This is a genomic window from Paraburkholderia nemoris (assembly GCF_905221015.1).
In the GTDB taxonomy this organism is placed as follows: domain Bacteria; phylum Pseudomonadota; class Gammaproteobacteria; order Burkholderiales; family Burkholderiaceae; genus Paraburkholderia; species Paraburkholderia nemoris.
In genome coordinates, this window is record NZ_CAJNBO010000004.1 from 84,243 (window position 1) to 102,060 (window position 17,818).

19 protein-coding genes are annotated in these 17,818 nt (G+C 62.6%); 10 read left to right on the top strand and 9 right to left on the bottom strand.

Annotation, left to right across the window (positions count from 1 at the left end; translation table 11 throughout):
• The first annotated feature begins 34 nt into the window (after nt 1–34).
• The 7 genes from KHO33_RS07310 to KHO33_RS07340 all read left to right on the top strand — a co-directional run bounded on the left by KHO33_RS07310 (nt 35) and on the right by KHO33_RS07340 (nt 8,000).
• Entirely contained in the window at nt 35–1,945 is a 1,911-nt protein-coding gene (locus tag KHO33_RS07310) for a TonB-dependent receptor domain-containing protein (protein WP_200564329.1), read from the top strand.
• Between the two features lie 27 nt (nt 1,946–1,972).
• Nucleotides 1,973–3,028, top strand: a complete 1,056-nt coding sequence (locus KHO33_RS07315) for a FecCD family ABC transporter permease (protein WP_200564330.1) — start codon at nt 1,973–1,975, stop codon at nt 3,026–3,028.
• The gene (locus KHO33_RS07320) at nt 3,025–3,864 is read left to right on the top strand and encodes an ABC transporter ATP-binding protein (RefSeq protein ID WP_200564331.1); all 840 of its coding nucleotides are present in this window, start codon (nt 3,025–3,027) and stop codon (nt 3,862–3,864) included. The genes KHO33_RS07315 and KHO33_RS07320 overlap by 4 nt, the downstream gene beginning before the upstream one ends.
• A 37-nt stretch (nt 3,865–3,901) precedes the next feature.
• A complete protein-coding gene (cobT, locus tag KHO33_RS07325; protein WP_200564332.1) occupies nt 3,902–4,963 on the top strand; it encodes a nicotinate-nucleotide--dimethylbenzimidazole phosphoribosyltransferase in 1,062 nt (353 codons plus the stop codon).
• Nucleotides 4,964–5,026: 63 nt separating this feature from the next.
• Entirely contained in the window at nt 5,027–5,803 is a 777-nt protein-coding gene (locus KHO33_RS07330) for an adenosylcobinamide-GDP ribazoletransferase (protein WP_200564333.1), read from the top strand.
• Entirely contained in the window at nt 5,788–6,378 is a 591-nt protein-coding gene (cobC, locus tag KHO33_RS07335) for an alpha-ribazole phosphatase (RefSeq protein ID WP_054035117.1), read from the top strand. The genes KHO33_RS07330 and cobC overlap by 16 nt, the downstream gene beginning before the upstream one ends.
• A gap of 206 nt (nt 6,379–6,584) precedes the next feature.
• The gene (locus tag KHO33_RS07340) at nt 6,585–8,000 is read left to right on the top strand and encodes a Fic family protein (RefSeq protein ID WP_200564334.1); all 1,416 of its coding nucleotides are present in this window, start codon (nt 6,585–6,587) and stop codon (nt 7,998–8,000) included.
• A 39-nt stretch (nt 8,001–8,039) separates the two neighbouring features.
• On the opposite strand, the gene KHO33_RS07345 is transcribed toward KHO33_RS07340, so the two are convergent.
• From KHO33_RS07345 to cobU, 4 genes are read right to left on the bottom strand one after another with little or no spacing between them, the layout of a single operon-like run.
• Nucleotides 8,040–8,951: a cobalamin-binding protein gene (locus tag KHO33_RS07345; protein WP_200564335.1), complete on the bottom strand. Its 912-nt coding sequence runs from the start codon at nt 8,949–8,951 to the stop codon at nt 8,040–8,042.
• A complete protein-coding gene (gene cobD, locus KHO33_RS07350) occupies nt 8,948–9,985 on the bottom strand; it encodes a threonine-phosphate decarboxylase CobD (RefSeq protein ID WP_200564336.1) in 1,038 nt (345 codons plus the stop codon). The genes KHO33_RS07345 and cobD overlap by 4 nt, the downstream gene beginning before the upstream one ends.
• Complete coding sequence (cbiB, locus tag KHO33_RS07355) at nt 9,978–10,913, bottom strand: adenosylcobinamide-phosphate synthase CbiB (protein WP_054035114.1); 936 nt, start codon at nt 10,911–10,913, stop codon at nt 9,978–9,980. The genes cobD and cbiB overlap by 8 nt, the downstream gene beginning before the upstream one ends.
• A complete protein-coding gene (gene cobU / locus KHO33_RS07360) occupies nt 10,913–11,467 on the bottom strand; it encodes a bifunctional adenosylcobinamide kinase/adenosylcobinamide-phosphate guanylyltransferase (protein WP_054035113.1) in 555 nt (184 codons plus the stop codon). The genes cbiB and cobU overlap by 1 nt, the downstream gene beginning before the upstream one ends.
• Nucleotides 11,468–11,631: 164 nt before the next feature.
• Here cobU and KHO33_RS07365 point away from each other — a divergent pair, with 164 nt between their 5' ends.
• Together KHO33_RS07365 and KHO33_RS07370 are read left to right on the top strand one after the other, a co-directional pair.
• Entirely contained in the window at nt 11,632–13,101 is a 1,470-nt protein-coding gene (locus KHO33_RS07365) for a cobyric acid synthase (RefSeq protein ID WP_200564475.1), read from the top strand.
• A 143-nt stretch (nt 13,102–13,244) separates the two neighbouring features.
• On the top strand, nt 13,245–13,661 hold the full coding sequence (locus KHO33_RS07370) for a DoxX family protein (RefSeq protein WP_054035112.1): 417 nt from the start codon (nt 13,245–13,247) through the stop codon (nt 13,659–13,661).
• A 140-nt stretch (nt 13,662–13,801) separates the two neighbouring features.
• On the opposite strand, the gene KHO33_RS07375 is transcribed toward KHO33_RS07370, so the two are convergent.
• The 3 genes from KHO33_RS07375 to KHO33_RS07385 all read right to left on the bottom strand — a co-directional run bounded on the left by KHO33_RS07375 (nt 13,802) and on the right by KHO33_RS07385 (nt 15,617).
• Nucleotides 13,802–14,398, bottom strand: a complete 597-nt coding sequence (locus tag KHO33_RS07375; protein ID WP_200564337.1) for a mobile mystery protein B — start codon at nt 14,396–14,398, stop codon at nt 13,802–13,804.
• The gene (locus tag KHO33_RS07380; protein ID WP_054035110.1) at nt 14,389–14,850 is read right to left on the bottom strand and encodes a mobile mystery protein A; all 462 of its coding nucleotides are present in this window, start codon (nt 14,848–14,850) and stop codon (nt 14,389–14,391) included. The genes KHO33_RS07375 and KHO33_RS07380 overlap by 10 nt, the downstream gene beginning before the upstream one ends.
• 347 nt (nt 14,851–15,197) lie before the next feature.
• On the bottom strand, nt 15,198–15,617 hold the full coding sequence (locus tag KHO33_RS07385) for a PaaI family thioesterase (protein ID WP_054035109.1): 420 nt from the start codon (nt 15,615–15,617) through the stop codon (nt 15,198–15,200).
• Nucleotides 15,618–15,827: 210 nt separating this feature from the next.
• On the opposite strand from KHO33_RS07385, the gene KHO33_RS07390 reads away from it, so the two are divergent.
• On the top strand, nt 15,828–16,466 hold the full coding sequence (locus KHO33_RS07390) for a ParA family protein (protein ID WP_054035108.1): 639 nt from the start codon (nt 15,828–15,830) through the stop codon (nt 16,464–16,466).
• A gap of 74 nt (nt 16,467–16,540) precedes the next feature.
• Here the strand turns inward: KHO33_RS07390 and panD are convergent, their stop codons facing one another.
• Both panD and panC read right to left on the bottom strand, forming a co-directional pair.
• Nucleotides 16,541–16,927 carry an aspartate 1-decarboxylase gene (gene panD, locus KHO33_RS07395; protein ID WP_046566452.1) on the bottom strand — a complete coding sequence of 129 codons (387 nt, stop codon included), beginning with the start codon at nt 16,925–16,927 and terminating at the stop codon, nt 16,541–16,543.
• A 50-nt stretch (nt 16,928–16,977) separates the two neighbouring features.
• Nucleotides 16,978–17,811, bottom strand: a complete 834-nt coding sequence (gene panC / locus KHO33_RS07400; RefSeq protein WP_200564338.1) for a pantoate--beta-alanine ligase — start codon at nt 17,809–17,811, stop codon at nt 16,978–16,980.
• Nucleotides 17,812–17,818 lie beyond the last annotated feature (7 nt).

A 17,818-nucleotide genomic window follows, 5' to 3' on the forward strand; every position in this document is an offset into this window, starting at 1 on the left:
GGGCCGCGCACGCTATCCACAGGAATGTCATCCCATGCTGTCCCCTATCGCTCGCGCGGCGTTGCTCGCCTTTGCGAGCCTGCCGCTCGTCGTGCATGCGCAAGCTGCCGCTTCTTCTGCGTCCTCGTCCTCCTCCTCTTCTTCATCTTCTTCTGCCGATGCGGGGGCGAGCGATTCGTCAGCCGCGGTGTTGTCGCCCGTTGTCGTGACCGCGGAGCGCGGGCCGCAACCGCTCGCCGATGCGATCCCGCAGACCACGCTGTTCGATCAGCAGGACATTGCCGATACGACCGCGACCGATTTGCCCGGCCTGCTGCAACTCGCGCCCGGTGCGCAAATCTCGCGCACCGGTGGCCCGGGTTCCACGACGAGCCTGTTTCTGCGCGGTGCGTCGTCGACGCAATCACTTCTGCTGATCGACGGCGTGCGGGTTGATTCCGTGAGCCTGGGTGCGCCGCAACTCGCACAGATTCCACTCGATCAGATCGATCACGTCGAAGTGGTGAATGGCAACGTGTCCGCGCTTTACGGCTCCGGCGCAATTGGCGGCGTGGTGCAAGTATTCACCAAAGACGGCGGCGACCATCCGCCGCGTTTCAATTTTTCGGTGGGCTATGGCAGCTATCACACGCAGACACAGCAAGCCGGCGTGAACGGCGCGCTCGATAAAGACGGCAACACCACCTTCAGCATTTCGCTCGCGCGTTCGAAAGACGACGGCTTCTCGTCGCTCAATCCGTCTCAGGCGCCCAACGCGAATCCGAACGCAAACGGCTATCTGAACGAAAGTATCTCGGCTTCGCTGCGTCACAAGTTCAGCGACAAGTGGGACGCGGGCGTCACCTATTTCCAGTCGAACGGCAATAACAGCTACGACAACGCGTACGGCGTGCCGATCGATCTGAACAACCTCTACAGCAAAGTGCGCCAGGTGTCGGTGTTCGCGAACGGCAAGCTGACCGACTGGTGGACCACGCACTTCATCGTTTCCGAAGGCGACGACCGCAGCGTGGCGAATACCAACGGCATCTACAACGGCCGCTTCGATACCGACAATCGCCAGTACACATGGCAGAACGATTTCGCGCTCGCCGCGCAGCAGAAACTGCAGGTCGGCTATGAGCATCTGGATCAGAGCCTCGATTCGGATACGTTCGCTGCGCCCGACCGGCATGTCGATTCGGGCTTTGTCGGCTACACAGGGCGCTTTGGGCGCAATCAGATTCAGGCCAACGTGCGGCGCGATCAGTATTCCGATTTCGGCGGGGCGAACAGTTACTATCTCGGCTACGGTTTCGACATCACCGAGCATTGGAAGGCGACTGCAAGCTATTCGGATTCGTTCCGCGCGCCGAGCTTCGACGATCTGTACTATCCGCTCAGCGGCAATCCGTCGATCCAGCCCGAGCGCAGCCATTCGATCGAAGCAGCGTTGCAGTACGCGTCGAACGCGCTTGGCGTGATGCGTCTGAGCGCGTTCCAGACGCGTTATTCGAATCTGATCGACTACGAGCAGGTTACGCCCGGCATCTTTTTGGCCGAGAACGTCGGCCGTGCGAAGGTGCAGGGGCTTGAGGGATCGTGGAGCGGCCATGTGGGCAAGACAGATGTGCGTGCGTCGGTGACGCTGCAAAATCCCGTCGACCTCGATAGCGATACCGATCTCGTGCGGCGTGCAAGGCGCTTCGCGTCGCTGGCGGTGAATCGCAGCATTGCCGGGTGGCGTGTTGGCGGCGAGTGGATCGTCAGCGGCGCCCGTGAAGATAGCAGCGGCACGCTGGGCGGCTACGGCGTGGTGAATCTGTCGGCGCGCTACAACATCACGAAGGCGTGGTACGTCGCCGCGCAGATCCAGAACCTGTTGAACAAGGACTATGAAACGGCCTACTCGTATAACTCGCCGCGGCGCGGTGCGTATGTCACTGTTGGTTGGCAGCAGCAGTGACGAACGTGCTTGCATGAGAACGCGCCGATGAACCGTAGCTCGAGCCCGATGCCCACGAGCACGTTGCGCGTGATGGGCGCAAAGCGCGCGGCCGCGATCTGGCTCGTGCTCGCGGCAATCGCGCTGGTTGTGCTGATGGCGTCGCTCGCGCTCGGCAGCGTGTCGCTCGCGCCGGCGCGCGTGTTGGCGGCGTTGCTGCCGTCGCACGCGGCGCATGTCGAGTCCGGCGATCTTGCCGGCGAGATCGTGCGCACGCTGCGTTTGCCGCGCGCGCTGGCCGGCTTCGCGTGCGGCGCCTTGCTTGCGCTGGCCGGTGCGCTGCTGCAAGTGCTGTTGCGCAACCCGTTGGCTGAACCCTACGTATTAGGTGTGTCGGGTGGCGCGGCAACGTTCGCGCTGGTCGCGATGATCGCCGGTTGTGCGTGGTGGATCGTCGACGCCAGTGCATTCGCCGGCGCCTTCGTGTCGATCCTGCTGGTGCTTGGCCTCGCACGCCGTGAGTTGTGGCGGGGCGAGCCGCAGGATACGTCGCCGCGTTTGCTGTTGACTGGTGCGGTGATCGCGGCCGGCTGGGGCGCTGTCATTACCCTGTTGCTCAACCTTGCGCCGGACAATCGGCTGCGCGGCATGCTGTTCTGGCTGACCGGCGATCTGAACGGCGGCGCGATGCCATGGACGGCGCTCGCCGCGCTCGTCGTCGTGCTGGTGGCGATCGTACCCGCTGCACCGCGCCTGAATGTGCTGCTGCGGGGCGACGCTGCAGCGCAGGCGCTCGGCGTTGCGGTGGTGCCGCTGCGCTTGCGTGTGTATCTGGTGGCGTCGCTGGCGGCAGCCGCCGCGGTGACCACGGCGGGCACGATCGGTTTTGTCGGGCTCGTCGTGCCACACATGTTGCGGCTCGCCTTCGGCAACGATCAGCGCATGCTGCTGCCCGCAGCGGCACTCGGTGGCGGTGTCGCGGTGATGGGCGCGGACCTGATCGCGCGTACTGTGATCCCACCGGCGCAATTGCCGGTCGGCGTGATCACATCGATCGTCGGCGTGCCGGTGTTTCTGTGGATGCTGTTGCGCAGGCGCCGATGATGAACGCACACAACGCTGCGCATTCGGCGCTTAGCGCGCAACGCCTGACCTTGCGTGCGGGCATGCGCACCTTGCTCGACGCATTCACGCATACGTTCTACGCAGGCGAGATCTGGTGTATCGCGGGCCCTAACGGCGCGGGCAAGACGACCTTGCTATCCACGCTTGCCGGTCTGGCGCAGCCGTCGGCGGGTCATGTCGAACTCGACGGCGTGCGTCTCGCCGACTGGCAGCCGTTGCCGCTTGCGCAGCGTCGCGCGCTGATGCCGCAAAGCGCTGCGGACGCCTTCAGCGCGAGTGTGCTCGACATCGTGATGCTGAACCGCTTTCCGCATTTGACCGGCTGGGGTTGGGAGGGCGAGGCCGATCGCGCGGCCGCGCATGCCGCGCTGAATGTTTTGGGCCTCGCCGCATTCGCTGCGCGCGACGTTCTGTCGCTTTCGGGCGGCGAACGTCAACGCGTTGCTCTTGCGGGCGTGCTGTGCCAGGAAGCGCCGTTGTTGCTGCTCGACGAACCGCTATCCCATCTGGATCTGCACCACCAGATCGACTGTCTCGAAGCGCTGACCGCCTGGACGCGTGAACCTCGGCGTACAGTAATGTTTTCGTGCCACGACCTGAACCTGGCGCGCCGCTTCGCGACGCACGCGTTGCTGCTCGACGGCAACGGCGGCGCGTATGCCGGACCGGTGCACGACGTGCTGACGCCCACGCTGACGAGCCGTGCGTTCGGCTATCCGTTGATTCTGATTCGCGACGGCGAGCATGAGGCGCTGATTCCCGCGCCGCGCTCGCGTCACGAATCGCCTGCGGCGCATGATACGCCGGCAGGCTAAGCGCTTTATAAAAACACTCTCTCTTTTAGAAACGTCTATGACTTCTTTGCCAGGTTTGCCGGGATTGACCGAAATCGAACCGCTCGATCAAACGCTGCGTGCCGAACTGCAACACATCATCGATACCAAGACCAAGCCGCCCGGCAGTCTTGGGCGGCTGGAAACGCTCGCGCGTCAGATGGGGCTGATCCAGCGGACGACGCACCCTACGGTCGAACGTCCCGCGATGATCGTGTTCGCCGGTGACCACGGTATCGCGCAGGAAGGCGTGAGTCCGTATCCGCAAGCGGTGACCGCGCAAATGGTCGCTAACTTTCTCACGGGCGGCGCGGCGATCAATGCCTTGAGCCGCGTCTCCGGCGTGGAGCTCGAAGTGGTCAATTCGGGCATTGCGACGCCGCTGCCGTCGACGGAGGGTCTCATCGACATTCCGGTTGCGGCCGGCACGCGCAACTTCGCGCACGAACCCGCCATGACGCACGAGCAGGCACTTGCCGCGATGCAAGCGGGCGCGGTTCGCGTGCGGCATCACGCGGCGCTCGGTACCAATGTGATCGGCTTCGGCGAAATGGGCATTGCGAATACGTCGTCGGCCGCGTGTCTGATGAGCCGCTTGTGCGGCGTGCCGATCGACGAATGCGTCGGGCGCGGAACCGGTCTCGACAACGCGGGGCTTGCAAAAAAGCGCAACGTACTCGCCTCCGCAGTCGCGCATCACGCTGCTTCCAACGATCCGCTCAACGTGCTCGCAACTTTCGGCGGCTTCGAAATCGCCATGATGGTGGGGGCATACCTAGCTGCCGCGCAAGCGCGCATGACGATCCTTGTCGATGGTTTCATCGCGACCTCAGCGTTGCTGGTGGCCGATGCGTTGGCACCGAACGTGCGCGAGTATTGTGTGTTCGCGCATGCGTCGAATGAGGCGGGGCATCGGCGCATGCTCGATCATTTCGGCGCGTTGCCCTTGCTTTCGCTCGATATGCGTCTCGGCGAAGGTACCGGCGCGGTACTCGCGGTGCCGTTGCTGCGAGCGGCGGTAGCGTTCGTGAACGAAATGGCCAGCTTCGAATCGGCCGGTGTCGCCAATCGCGATGCGTGAGCCGTTATACAAAGCGCGCTTGTACGACGCGCAGTCATACAGAAGCGTGCATTCGGCTCACTCATGAATCCGCTCGCTGAACTCCGCTATTTCTTCACGGCGCTCGGCTATTTCACGCGCGTGCCGGTGCCGCGCTGGGTCGGCTATGAGCCGCACTATCTGAATGCGGCGGCGCGTTATTTCCCGCTCGTCGGGCTATTGGTCGGTGGATTGAGCGCGCTGGTTTATCTCGCGGCGTTGCATATCTTTCCCGCGGGCGTGGCGGTGCTTCTGTCGATGGCGGTGTCGCTTCTCGTCACCGGCGCATTTCACGAGGACGGACTGGCCGATTGCGTCGATGCGTTCGGTGGCGCCTATACGCGCGAGGACGCGTTGCGCATCATGCATGATTCGCGCATCGGCGCTTTCGGCGCCATCGCGCTCGTGATTGCGCTAGCACTGAAGTGGCAAACGCTTACCGCGTTGCCGCCGATGCGAGCCGCAAGTCTGATGATTGCAGCGCATGCGGCGAGCCGTGTGTTCGCCATCAGCTATCTGGCCACACTCGACTACGTGCGCGCCGAAGGCAAAGCCAAACCGGTTGCGCAACGCTTGAGCGGCCCCGCGTTGCTCTGCGCCGCAGTGTTCGGTCTGCCGTTGTTGCTCTGGCCGAACTTGCTGGATTCGCCAAATTGGCGCTTCGCCTGCGTGACGTTTGCCATACTGGTGGCACTGCGCTTTGCATTGGGCCGCTATTTCGTCAGACGCATCGGTGGTTACACCGGCGATTGCCTCGGCTTTGCGCAACAGATCTTTGAACTGAGCATCTACCTTGTGGGGCTCGCATGGATATCGTCCTGATCCGTCATCCTGCCGTCGCGCTCGATTCAGGTGTGTGCTACGGCCATAGCGACGTGGCGCTCGCCGAAGACGTCGAGGTATCAGCGAGTGCCCTCGCGCTGAAACTGGCGACCTTGCAGATACCACCGCCGCGTGTGCTGATGTCGAGCCCGTTGACGCGTTGCGCGACACTGGCCGCGGTCATGGCGAACGATTTCGGTTGCGCGCTCAGTCACGACGATCGTCTGAAGGAAATGAATTTCGGCGATTGGGAGGAGCAGCGTTGGGACGCAATCGATCGCGAGCTGCTCGACGCCTGGGCGGCGAACTTCGAGCACGCGCGTGCGCATGGCGGTGAGAGCGTCGCGCAATTCGTCGCACGGGTGCGAGCGTGGTTCGACGCGTTTGCGCTGACGCGCGAGTTGTCGCCCGCGTACGTGGTCACGCATGCCGGCGTCATGCGGGTGATCGCCTCGCTGGTGTTGGACGTGCCGGTGGAAAACTGCCTGCGCTGGTCGTTGGAGATGGCGGGGATTGTCTGGCTGCGCAGGGATGATGAGTCGCAGCAGTGGTCGTTGGTGAGGTGGAATGTGTGAGGGAAGGGGCTTGGTGCCTGCGGTCCCCTGAATCGCGTCAGTCCAGCCTTATTCGTGACACTTTTTCTGGAAATTTGTCGCGAAAACAAAAATCGTGACACTTTTAGACGTGAAAAGTGTCACGATTAGCTCGAATTGTGCCACAATGCCATGAAAAAGTGTCGCGATTAGGATTTATCGCGACACATTGGCAAGAGGTGGCGCGCATGAACAGCAGTGGCATCAAGCAGGAACTGGATCTGATCGAGCAACTCATCGGTGCAAGCGCCGAGGGGCGAGGCGTTCGTGCGCTTGTCGCGGCACTTGCCGGGCGCCGCCATCCCATGCAACGCCGTACGCTGCAACGTCGTCTCGACGTGTTGCTCGAAGCGGGCCGGATCGTCTCGGAAGGTGCCGGCCGCGCAGTGTCCTACAAGCAGGCTGTGGCTCCTGGCGCGGCTGTTTCCCCCGCCGAGGTAATCGCTGGCGCAAGCACTTCCGGCGAGGCCTACGTGCCCGTATCGAGCGCGGGTCTCGAGGTGCGCGCGGAAGTGAACCGGCCGCTGCACGAGCGCCGGCCGGTCGGCTATAACCGTGCGTTTCTCGAACGCTATCGTCCGAATCAGGACGCGTATCTATCGCAAGCGCAGCGTGAACGCCTGCATGAATGGGGCCGCACGTCGGCGGATGTGCGGCCGGCCGGCACCTACGCACGCGACATCATGAGCCGGCTTCTGATCGATTTGTCGTGGGCGTCGTCGCGGCTCGAGGGCAATACCTACACGCGGCTCGACACCGTGCGGCTGATCGAGCAAGGGCACATTGCGGAAGGCAAGGACGCTCAGGAAACGCAGATGATCCTGAATCACAAGGCCGCGATCGAAATGATCGTCGAGAGCGCGGACGAAGTGGGCTTCAATCGGTTCACCGTGCTGAACCTGCATGCGATTCTCTCTGACAACCTGATGTCCGACCCGTTCGCCAGTGGCCGTTTGCGCGCGCGAGAAGTGGAGATCAGCGGCACCGTATTTTTCCCGCTCGCGGTACCGCAGCAAATCGCGCAATGCTTCGAGGCGGTGTTGAACAAGGCCGCCCAGATTGACGATCCCTTCGAGCAGGCTTTCTTCAGCATGGTGCACCTGCCCTATCTGCAGCCGTTCGAAGACGTCAACAAACGGGTCTCGCGTCTGACCGCGAATATCCCGCTGATCCGGCAAAATCTGTGTCCGCTGTCGTTCATCGACGTTCCCGAAAAGGCCTACGTCGACGGTACGCTCGGGGTGTACGAGGGCAATCGCGTCGAGTTGTTGCGCGACGTCTTCATCTGGGCGTACGAGCGCTCCTGTCAGCGTTATCTGGCGATTCGACAATCAATCGGTGAGCCGGACGCGTTTCGCCTCAAGTATCGCAATGCGTTGATACAGGTGGTGCAGGAGGTGATTCGCGGCGGCCTTGCCGGTACGCGTAGCGAGATTGAAACGCTCGCGCAGAATCAGGTGGATGCGGCGGAGGTATCTTCGTTCGTCGATGCGATTCAGTCCGATCTCGATCAACTCTACCTGGGTAATGTTGCGCGCTATCGGCTGCGGCTTTCCGAATTCGAACGCTGGCCGTTCAAGCGGGCGGACGCCGTCTCGCGTTAACGCGGCACGCCCTCCTGCGTCACGACTTTCGTAGCGGCATCACTGCGCGCCGTTCTTTCTCCGCGAGCGCGCAAGCTCCAGGTCTTCGCACATTTGCTTCGCCCCTTGCGCGATACGCGGCGCCGGCCGGTTGATCAGATCACCGTCGATGGCGAAAAGATTGTTGTTCGCCACCGCTTTGAGGCTCGGCCACGCGCGCCATGTATCGAGTTTCGGCAAGGCGGTGTCCGGTTTGGTCGCGCCGGGTGCGGCGGTGACGATCGCTTCCGGATTCGCTACGAGCACCGCTTCGGTCGAGACGGTTGGCACCAGCGGCTCGAGTTTCGCAAACACATTACGGCCGCCGCATAGCGCGATCACGTCGCTGACCATATGTTCGCCGTTGAGCGTCATCAACGGCTGATCCCACACCTGATAGAACACGCTGACAGGCGGGCGGCTCGCATACTGCGTGCGCAGTCGCGCGATGTCCTGACGGTAGGCTGCCGCCGCGGCATCGGCAGTCGGCGAGGTGCCGAGCAATTGCCCGAGCTTCGATAGCGACACGGCAACATCGTCGAGATGATGCGGCTCGCTGAAGAACAGCGGCACATGCATCTCACGAAGGCGATCGAGTTGGCGCTGCGCATTGCCATGCCGCCACACGACGATCAGATCGGGCTTCAGCGCGACGATTCGCTCGAGGTCGAGTGCCTTGTTGTCGCCGACACGCGGCAGTTGCTTCGCTTCAAGGGGGTAGTCGCTGTAGGACACGGCGCCGACCAGTTTCGCGCCGCCGCCCGCGGCGTACAGCAGCTCGGTGACGTGCGGCGCGAGACTGATGACGCGCTGTGCGGGAGTGGGCAGCGTGACGGTTGCGCCCGTGTCGTCGGTGACGGTGATTGCGGCATGCGCGTGCAGCGTGCTCACTCCAAGTGCCGCGGCGATGAAGAAGCGCGTGAGTCGAATCATCGAACGGCCTCGCGCAGACTTTCTTCAAAGCGCGCCCATTCCGTGTCGCTGGCAGGTAGCCCGAAACGCACACTGCCGGTTGCCGTGAAGAGCCGTGTCCACACGCCGCGTTGCGCTAACGCTTCATGCAGAGCGGCGGCGCGCTCGTCGGCGGTCCATGCGAAGAGCGGTGTGCTGTGCGTGGTGAAACCGTGTGCCTGCAACAGACTTACCAGGCGGGCGCTTTCGGCTTCGAGCAGCGTACGCATCTGCTGCTGCCACGCCACGTCTTCAAACGCGGCTTTGACGGCGTGACGAGCGGGGCCGCTAACCGTCCACGCCCCGAGCGTAAGACGTAATATGTCGAGCAAAGCCGGCGCACCGAGTACGAAACCTGCGCGCACACCCGCGAGCCCGAAGAATTTGCCCGGTGAACGCAACACGATCAACCCGTCGCGATCGGTGCTTGCCGCGAGCGACGCCGAAGGCATCGCATCGGCGAAGGCTTCGTCGATCAGCAGCGTGCCGCCGCGTGCGGTGAGTTGCGCATGCCAGTGCAGCAGCTTGCCGGCGCTGAGGTGTTCGGCGGTCGGGTTGTTAGGATTCACGACGACTACGTGAGTCAGCGCATCAGGCAAAGTGTCCCAGGACACATCCAGTGGCGCGACCTCATGTCCTGCCCGCACGAATGCGGGCGCATATTCGCTGTAGGTGAGCGGTGCGATGCCAACCCGGGCGCGTGGCAACAGTGAGGGCAGTGCGCGAATCGCTGCCTGGCTTCCCGCGACGGGTAGCACATGGGCTGCATCGGGCGCGCCATAGTAACGCGCGGCACAGGCGGCAAAACCGTCACCGTCGTCCGGCAGGCGGCGCCAGGCATCGGCGGGAACCGGCGGCACCGGATAGCCGTGCGGATTGATACCCGTCGACAGGTCGAGCCATTGCGCGTAAGGAATGCCGCAACGCCCGGCCGCTTCGTGCAGATTGCCACCATGAACCACGGCATCGAACGTGATGCCGGAATCCGCCCTGTGACCCGCGATTCGATCAACCATGAAAGGGCACACTCAGCAACGCCAGCACGATCAGTACCGCCAGCCAGAGAATGACCGTCCGTTCGACCAGCATCAACGCCGCCGTAACGTGACTGGCCTTTGCAGCGTGTCCGAAACCGAGCGTCGGCCTATGTTCAAGTGCGCCGTGATACACCGCGGGCCCGCCGATCAACACGTTCAGACTGCCGGCGCCTGAGGCCATGACCGGCCCGGCATTCGGACTGTCCCAACGCGGCGCCTGTTCGCGCCAGCAACGCAGCGCGGTGCGCGTGTCACCGAGCAAAGCGTAGCTCGCGGCGGTGAGGCGCGCGGGAATCCAGTTGAGCACATCGTCGATACGCGCGGCGGCCCAGCCGAAGCGCAGATAGCGCGGGGTGCGGTAGCCCCACATGGCATCGAGCGTGTTGGCCAGACGAAACCCCAGCGCGCCCGGACCGCCCGCTATCGCGAACCAGAACAGCGCGCCGAAGATCGCATCGTTGCCATTTTCGAGCGCTGATTCGACGGCGGCGCGTGACAGCGCAGCTTCGTCGGCATGAGCGGTTTCGCGCGACACGATGCGCGAGGTCAAGAGGCGCGCTTGCGCCAGATCGCGCCGCGTCAGGGCCTCGGCGATAGGCGCAATGTGGTCGTGCAGGCTGCGCGCGCCGAGCGCGAACCACAGCAGCACGACATGCACCGCGCAGGCCGCAAAAAAAGGCAGCACGGCGACGAGCCACCAGGCGATCAGTACCGGCGGCATCACCGTCAGCGACCAGGCGAGTAGTCCCTTGAGACGCAAGCGCCGGCCGGTGTTGTAGTGCGTTTCGAAGCGCATCGCCCATTTGCCGAAGCCGACCAGCGGATGCGCGGTGCGCGGCTCACCGAGCCAGCGGTCGACGGCGACCCCAGCCGTTGCCAGCGTAACGATCAAAGGCAGCGACAGCATTACGCGCCTCCTGCTGTCTTCAAGGCGAGCGGCAAGCCCGCGACCATCATCGTGACCCGGGTGCTCAACGCGGCAATGCGCTGATTGAGCCGCCCGAGTTCGTCGACATAGAGGCGTGTTTCCGCGCCGAGTGGCACCACGCCCAAACCGATTTCATTGCTGACCACGATGATCTTGCCTCTGGCGTTCATGAGCGCTGCTTCGAAAGCGGCAAAGTGCGTGTGATAGTGATCGACCGGCAAGCCGTCGCCGTCAGGTGGGCACAGCAGGTTGGCGAGCCATAGCGTCAGGCAGTCGATCAGAATGCAGTGACCCGGCGCGTCGATTTGCGTGACGGCGCCGGCGAGATCCACGTCTGCTTCGTGCAGCGCCCAATGCGCCGGACGCCGCTCGCGATGATGCGCGATCCGCGCGCTGAATTCGGCGTCGTCGGCTACGCGCGCGGTGGCGATGTACGTGACGGGGAGGGCGCTGTCGTTCGCCAGTTGTTCGGCGTGCACACTCTTGCCCGAACGGGCGCCGCCGAGAACGAAGGTGAGGTCGCGGGAAATCATCGCGTGATTGTACCGGCGTGCAGCGCGTGCAGGCACGATGGGATAATGCCGCGTTCATCGCCCGCATTCATTGTTCGCATTTGCCTATTTACCGCCCAAGCCGATATTCCGTGACCGCCATTTCGAACCCGCATGACGCCGTACCTGTGCCGCGCGGCACGCTGATGATTCAGGGCACTACGTCCGACGCCGGTAAGAGCACGCTCGTCGCGGGGTTGTGCCGGCTGGCGCGCCGCGCCGGCGTGCGGGTCGCGCCGTTCAAGCCGCAGAACATGGCGCTCAATAGCGCGGTGACGGTGGATGGCGGCGAGATCGGCCGCGCGCAGGCCTTGCAGGCGGTGGCCGCCGGCATTGCTGCTCACACCGATCTGAATCCGGTGTTGCTCAAGCCGACGAGCGACCGTGGCGCGCAAGTGATCATCCACGGCAAGGCGCGCATGAATCTCGATGCTCGCGCGTATCACGACTACAAGCCGGTCGCCTTCGAGGCCGTGCTGGAATCGTATGCGCGTCTGCAAGCGGCGTACGACACGATTTTTGTCGAAGGCGCGGGCAGTCCCGCCGAGATCAATCTGCGCGACCGTGATATCGCCAACATGGGTTTTGCTGAAGCGGTTGATTGCCCGGTCGTGCTGGTGGCCGACATCGACCGGGGCGGGGTGTTCGCGCATCTGACCGGTACGCTTGCGTGTCTGTCGGACAGCGAGCAGGCGCGTGTGCGCGGCTTCATCATCAATCGCTTCCGCGGGGACGTCAGTTTGCTCAAGCCCGGGCTCGACTGGCTCGAAGCAAAAACCGGCAAACCGGTGCTCGGCGTGGTGCCGTATCTGCACGGTCTGACGCTCGACGCCGAAGACATGCTGCCGCCCGAGTTGCGCGCGGCGCACAGCGGCCAAAGCGACGATCCGAACCGGATGTTGCGGGTAGTCGTGCCGGTGTTGCCGCACATCAGCAATCACACGGATTTCGACGCACTGCGCGCGCATCCGCAGGTCGATTTTCATTACGTGCGAAGCGGCACGCCGCCTCCGCCGGCCGATCTGATCATCCTGCCGGGCTCGAAAAACGTGCCGGGCGATTTGGCTTTTCTGCGTGAGCAAGGCTGGGACACGGTGCTGCAACGGCATCTGCGCTACGGCGGCCGTGTAATCGGAATTTGCGGCGGCATGCAGATGCTCGGACGTGAAGTGGCCGACCCGCACGGCGTGGAAGGCGCACCAGGAACGAGCGCGGGCCTCGGCTGGCTCGACTACTCGACTGTGCTGACGCGCGAAAAAACGCTCAAGAACGTGACGGGGCATCTCGCGCTGCCCGGGGCGCCCGAGGTAGCCGGCTACGAGATTCATATGGGCGAGACGCAGGGTCCGGCGCTCGGCTCGCCCGCGCTGCAACTGGGCGAAACGCCAAATGCGCATCCGGACGGCGCGATCTCGGCCGATGGCCAAATTCTCGCGACCTACGTGCACGGGCTGTTCGACAGGCCGGCCGCGTGCGCCGCACTGCTGGCGTGGGCGGGACTGAGCGACGCCGAGAAAATCGACTACCCGGCGTTGCGTGAGGCCTCGCTGGATCGCCTGGCCGACACGCTCGCCGAGCACCTCGATCTTTCGAAGCTTTTCGCTGCGATTGGTTGAGCGAGCTTGACCGGATGGTGGTGATTAAATCCCATTGAGAAATAATCAAAGCCTAAGAGGCAGTTTTTCACCTCATTTGGTTCGAATACAGTCGTGACGTCGACGCCCGATGCGGGGCGTCTCCCTCTCGTAAAGGACTCGTCATGAACTCGAACCGCTCCGCCGATTTGGCCGCCTTAATCCTTCGTCTGGCCTTGGGCGTTCTCTATCTCGCGCACAGCTTGCAGAAGATTTTCGTTTTCACGCTGCCGGGAACGGCGCAGTTTTTCGTTTCGCTCGGCTTGCCGGGTTGGCTCGGCTATGTGACGGCGTTTGTCGAGTTGATCGGCGGTATTGCGTTGCTGCTCGGCGTGCAGGTCCGCTGGGTCGCGCTGGTGCTGCTGCCGTTCATGCTCGGCGCAACGTCGCAGCATCTACAGAACGGCTGGGGGTTCGCGTCGCCGCACGGCGGCTGGGAATATCCGGCTTTCTGGGCGGTGACTTTGGTTGTGCAGTCGCTGCTCGGCGCCGGTGCGCTGGCGCTGAGCGGTGCGAAGGCGCCGCGGGCAGTGGCTGCCTGATACGTTTCACCCAGGCACGAAACCGCGCAGGCGCTTCGCGGCGTCGACGAAAGAACGGTCGTACAGGGCTGCACGCGCAACAGCGCAAAGCTCTTTGGCCTGTCACAAATGGCTTGACGTCCTTCTTGTTCGTGCGATGGCTAAGCGGTACTTCGCACGAAGACCAGGAGCAAACCGTAGTCACCTTTATCCGCTGCACGCAAGGCGGTTAAGTAATCCGACCGGGCGTTATCCGCTTTAACCAATGTCCCGCCGCCGCCCCACGAGAACGGCTCTTGTTTCATGCTGCGTAAGAGCGCATCAGCCATCATTCGTGTGTGTCGACCATTACCGTTTGGAAAGGGATGAATCCATACCAGCTCGCGGTGAAATCGTGCGGCAATCTCATCGGGCGGGAATGTGCCGTTGTCGATCCACCACCGCGTGTTATCGAAAAGATTTCTCAGTTTGACGCTGACCTGCGTCCAGTCACATCCGATGTTCTTGTCGGACTTGCGGAACGTGCCTGCCCACGACCAGGTCTGGTCGAACATTTTCTTGTGAAGGTTGCGACAGAACTTTTCACTGAGGACATTGACCTTGCGTTGACGGCGAGCCCATTGCACGGCTTGCAGGATGTTCTCCTGCTCCCAGTCATTCAGCTCACCCTTGGTGGTCAGGTGCGTTGGTATTAGCCCTGCAAGCTCGTCAGGGTCAAGCGGTGTTTGGCCGTCCTGTTCGTCTAAATCTATCGCCATAGGTCGGACCAGCGGCCCCGGAGCAGTTCTGCCGTTCTCTGCTCAACCTGCTTGCGAAGTCGGTCGGTTGCCGGACGTTGGTCTTCCAGACTCATAGTGTGCGCAACTCCACTCACTTCCTGCAGGGCGATTGAGCGCGCCTGGTCTTCGACAACTTGAGTCAGTGGCTTTCTGGGCACCAGAGCATAGACCAGCTCGCAGTCCAGCCCGTCAGCCAACTTGCGCAGTTGTCCAAGCGTGATTCGCTCCTCAGCTTCGGCCGACTCTGACTTGTGCAGGGTCGAACCGGTAATGCCTAACCTGTCGGCCTGTTGTCGCTCGGTGAGCCCTAGCGACTCACGGATGGCCTTCAGCCATCCACGTGGCGGGGGCCGACGGTTGGTCAAATCCGAGTACGCGGCGATCGACGCCTGGACCTGTTCAAGCCGGAGCTGCCTCATTCTGGAATCCATTTTGCTGGCCTATAGGCTATCAAAGACGAAAAAAATGATAACCTATAGTGAAGCAATTATCAATTTTGTGCTTCAGTATAGCGAAGCTAATAGTGCGCGTTGCGTCGCCATAATGACGCACAATAGAATAATTAGCTTCGTCATAAGGCAGCAAAAAAATACCTCTCCGGCAAGAAAAAGACCCGCAATTTCCGTTGGGACGCGGGTCTCAGCGTTAATTAGCTCAAAAACCAATACCTTGGTGGTATCGGTAGCGTGTGGTCGCGCGCTTTTCTATTGCGCTGAGCTAAAAGTGTTTCAGGTGTTCCCGGCATTGCCGGCCTGCGCCGCACCCCCGCGCCAATCAATCAATACAACACGATCTGCGTACAGCGAAACAACGCCATCGTCTTGCCGTTCGGATCGGTGACGGTGGCGTCCCACACCTGCGTGCTGCGGCCCAGGTGGACGGCCTTGGCAACCGCGCGGATCGTGCCTTCGGTAGCCGTGCCGAGAAAATTGCTTTTCAGCTCGATGGTCGTGAAATTGCGCGCCGTCTCAGGCAGGTGGGCGAGGCACGCATAGCCGCAGGCGGTATCGGCGAGGCCGATCACCGTGGCGGCATGCAAAAAGCCGTTCGGCGCCAGCAACTCCTCGCGCACGGTCAATTCCGCGGTCAGGGTGCCTTCCTCCAGCGCCAGAACATGCACGCCCAGCAAGCCGGGCAGCTTGCCCTTCTGACGTTCGTGCAGGCGCTCAATGGAGTATTCCGGGCGAAGTTTGCTCATGAGAATCAGGTCCTTGATAGAAAAAACAGCGATGTAAGGCGGTCAATAGCCGTTTGGGGGCTTCGGCCCCGGTGAATTTGTCGATATTATCAACGGCTGGATCGGCGGGTGAACCTGAAACCGGCACGGATCAGGGCGCATCGGCGCAAGTCAGAGCAAACTGCGCGGTAAACCGGCTGGCGGCGCCCAGCCTTCTTTCCGGGAGAATTCATGACGGTAATCGTGGTGGCGAATCCGAAGGGCGGCGTGGGCAAAAGCACGCTGTCCACCAATCTGGCCGGCTATTTCGCATCGCAAGGGGAATGGATCGCGCTGGCGGACATGGACAGACAGCAGTCTTCGCACGCGTGGCTGTCGTTGCGGCCGCCTGCGCTGCCGGCCATCGAGACCTGGGAGGTCGACCTTGAAAACCCCGCCAAACCGCCCAGAGGCCTGGAACACGCGGTCATCGACACGCCGGCCGGCTTGCATGGCAACCGCCTGAACATCGCGCTGGATCTGGCCGACAAGGTGATCGTGCCGCTGCAGCCCTCCATGTTCGATATTCTCGCCACCCAGGATTTTCTCGAGCGGCTGGCCAAGGAGAAGGCGGTCAGGAAAGGCGCAATCGAGATCGGGGTGGTGGGCATGCGCGTCGATGCGCGCACGCGTTCAGCGGAGCAACTGCATCGCTTTGTCGAGGGGTTGAAGCTGCCGGTGTTGGGCTTCTTGCGCGACACGCAGAACTACGTGCAACTGGCGGCGCATGGCCTGACCTTGTGGGACGTCGCGAAAAGCCGCGTGGAGAAGGATCTGGAGCAGTGGCAGCCGATTATCCAATGGACCAACGGCGCCGGTAAGAAGGCTTGAAGTGAATAGCAGGCGGCGTGGCCGCCCGCTACATGGAACCGTGCCGTACAGGGAAAGGCCGGTTCAGATCCGGCTCAGGTCCAGTTCTGGGTCGGCACGTGATCGCGGCTGCCCTTGATCTTGTTGTTGTCGTCGACAAACACCAGATCGGGTTTCCAGCCTGCCTTCAGTTCCGCCTCGTCGACCACGGCGAACGCTGCGATGATCACCAGATCGCCCAGCTGAGCACGCCGCGCGGCCGAACCGTTCAGCGAAATCATGCCGCTGCCGCGTTCGCCCTTGATCGCGTACGTCGAGAAACGCTCGCCGTTGTTGATATTCCAGATGTCGATCCGCTCGTTTTCAATGATGTTCGCGGCTTCCAGCAAGTCCTCGTCGATCGCGCACGAACCTTCGTAGTGCAGTTCGCAGTGCGTGACCGCGACGCGATGGATTTTCGACTTCAGCATGTTGCGTTGCATGACCAATCCTTTGTGGCTTCTTATGCGCGTTTGCGCAAACTAAGACGGCTTCAGATTTCGAGGTTGTCGATGAGACGAGTGGTGCCGAGCTTGGCGGCCGCCAGCACGACCAACTCCGCATTCACGTCTTGCGCGCCCGGCGCGAGCAGATTCGAGCGCTTGCGCACCGCGATGTAATCAGGCTGCCAGCCGCGCGCGGCCAGTGCCGCCATCGCCGCCTGTTCGAGTTTTGCGAAGTCGCGATCGCCGGCGAGCACCGCATCGCGCACACGATTGAGTTCGGCGGCCAGCATCGGCGCCTCGGCGCGTTCGGCCGTTTGCAGAAAGCGGTTGCGCGAGCTGAGCGCGAGGCCGTCGCTGTCACGCACGGTTTCCGCTGCGATGATGTCGGTCGGCAGCGCGAACTGGTGGCACATGCTGCGCACGATCATCAACTGCTGGTAATCCTTCTTGCCGAACACCGCGACGCGCGGCTGCACGCACGACATCAGCTTCATCACCACCGTGCACACACCCTGGAAGAAGCCCGGCCGGAATTCGCCCTCGAGGATGTCGCCCAGATCGTGCGGCGGATGCACGCGGTACTCCTGCGGCTCCGGGTACAGATCCCGTTCCGTCGGCGCGAACAGCACGTAGACGCCTTCTTTCTGCAGCTTCTCGATGTCGGCTTCGAGCGTGCGCGGGTATTTGTCGAAATCTTCGTTCGGGCCGAACTGCAGGCGGTTGACGAAGATGCTCGCCACCACCGGATCGCCATGCTGGCGCGCGAGGCGCATCAGCGACAGATGGCCCTCGTGCAGATTGCCCATGGTCGGCACAAAGGCGGTGCGATTCTGGCCGCGCAACTGGTCGCGCAATTCATGGATCGAGCTGATGACTTTCATGATCGGA

Excerpts from the sequence above, each read along its gene's own strand:
- KHO33_RS07375 (WP_200564337.1), bottom strand. The coding sequence starts at position 14,398 with ATGGCGATAGATTTAGACGAACAGGACGGCCAAACACCGCTTGACCCT.
- cobD (WP_200564336.1), bottom strand. The coding sequence starts at position 9,985 with ATGGTTGATCGAATCGCGGGTCACAGGGCGGATTCCGGCATCACGTTC.
- cobC (WP_054035117.1), top strand. The coding sequence starts at position 5,788 with ATGGATATCGTCCTGATCCGTCATCCTGCCGTCGCGCTCGATTCAGGT.
- KHO33_RS07390 (WP_054035108.1), top strand. The coding sequence starts at position 15,828 with ATGACGGTAATCGTGGTGGCGAATCCGAAGGGCGGCGTGGGCAAAAGC.
- cobT (WP_200564332.1), top strand. The coding sequence starts at position 3,902 with ATGACTTCTTTGCCAGGTTTGCCGGGATTGACCGAAATCGAACCGCTC.
- KHO33_RS07365 (WP_200564475.1), top strand. The coding sequence starts at position 11,632 with ATGATTCAGGGCACTACGTCCGACGCCGGTAAGAGCACGCTCGTCGCG.
- KHO33_RS07320 (WP_200564331.1), top strand. The coding sequence starts at position 3,025 with ATGATGAACGCACACAACGCTGCGCATTCGGCGCTTAGCGCGCAACGC.
- KHO33_RS07340 (WP_200564334.1), top strand. The coding sequence starts at position 6,585 with ATGAACAGCAGTGGCATCAAGCAGGAACTGGATCTGATCGAGCAACTC.
- panD (WP_046566452.1), bottom strand. The coding sequence starts at position 16,927 with ATGCAACGCAACATGCTGAAGTCGAAAATCCATCGCGTCGCGGTCACG.
- panC (WP_200564338.1), bottom strand. The coding sequence starts at position 17,811 with ATGAAAGTCATCAGCTCGATCCATGAATTGCGCGACCAGTTGCGCGGC.
- KHO33_RS07380 (WP_054035110.1), bottom strand. The coding sequence starts at position 14,850 with ATGGATTCCAGAATGAGGCAGCTCCGGCTTGAACAGGTCCAGGCGTCG.
- KHO33_RS07370 (WP_054035112.1), top strand. The coding sequence starts at position 13,245 with ATGAACTCGAACCGCTCCGCCGATTTGGCCGCCTTAATCCTTCGTCTG.
- KHO33_RS07310 (WP_200564329.1), top strand. The coding sequence starts at position 35 with ATGCTGTCCCCTATCGCTCGCGCGGCGTTGCTCGCCTTTGCGAGCCTG.
- cbiB (WP_054035114.1), bottom strand. The coding sequence starts at position 10,913 with ATGCTGTCGCTGCCTTTGATCGTTACGCTGGCAACGGCTGGGGTCGCC.
- cobU (WP_054035113.1), bottom strand. The coding sequence starts at position 11,467 with ATGATTTCCCGCGACCTCACCTTCGTTCTCGGCGGCGCCCGTTCGGGC.
- KHO33_RS07345 (WP_200564335.1), bottom strand. The coding sequence starts at position 8,951 with ATGATTCGACTCACGCGCTTCTTCATCGCCGCGGCACTTGGAGTGAGC.
- KHO33_RS07330 (WP_200564333.1), top strand. The coding sequence starts at position 5,027 with ATGAATCCGCTCGCTGAACTCCGCTATTTCTTCACGGCGCTCGGCTAT.
- KHO33_RS07385 (WP_054035109.1), bottom strand. The coding sequence starts at position 15,617 with ATGAGCAAACTTCGCCCGGAATACTCCATTGAGCGCCTGCACGAACGT.
- KHO33_RS07315 (WP_200564330.1), top strand. The coding sequence starts at position 1,973 with ATGAACCGTAGCTCGAGCCCGATGCCCACGAGCACGTTGCGCGTGATG.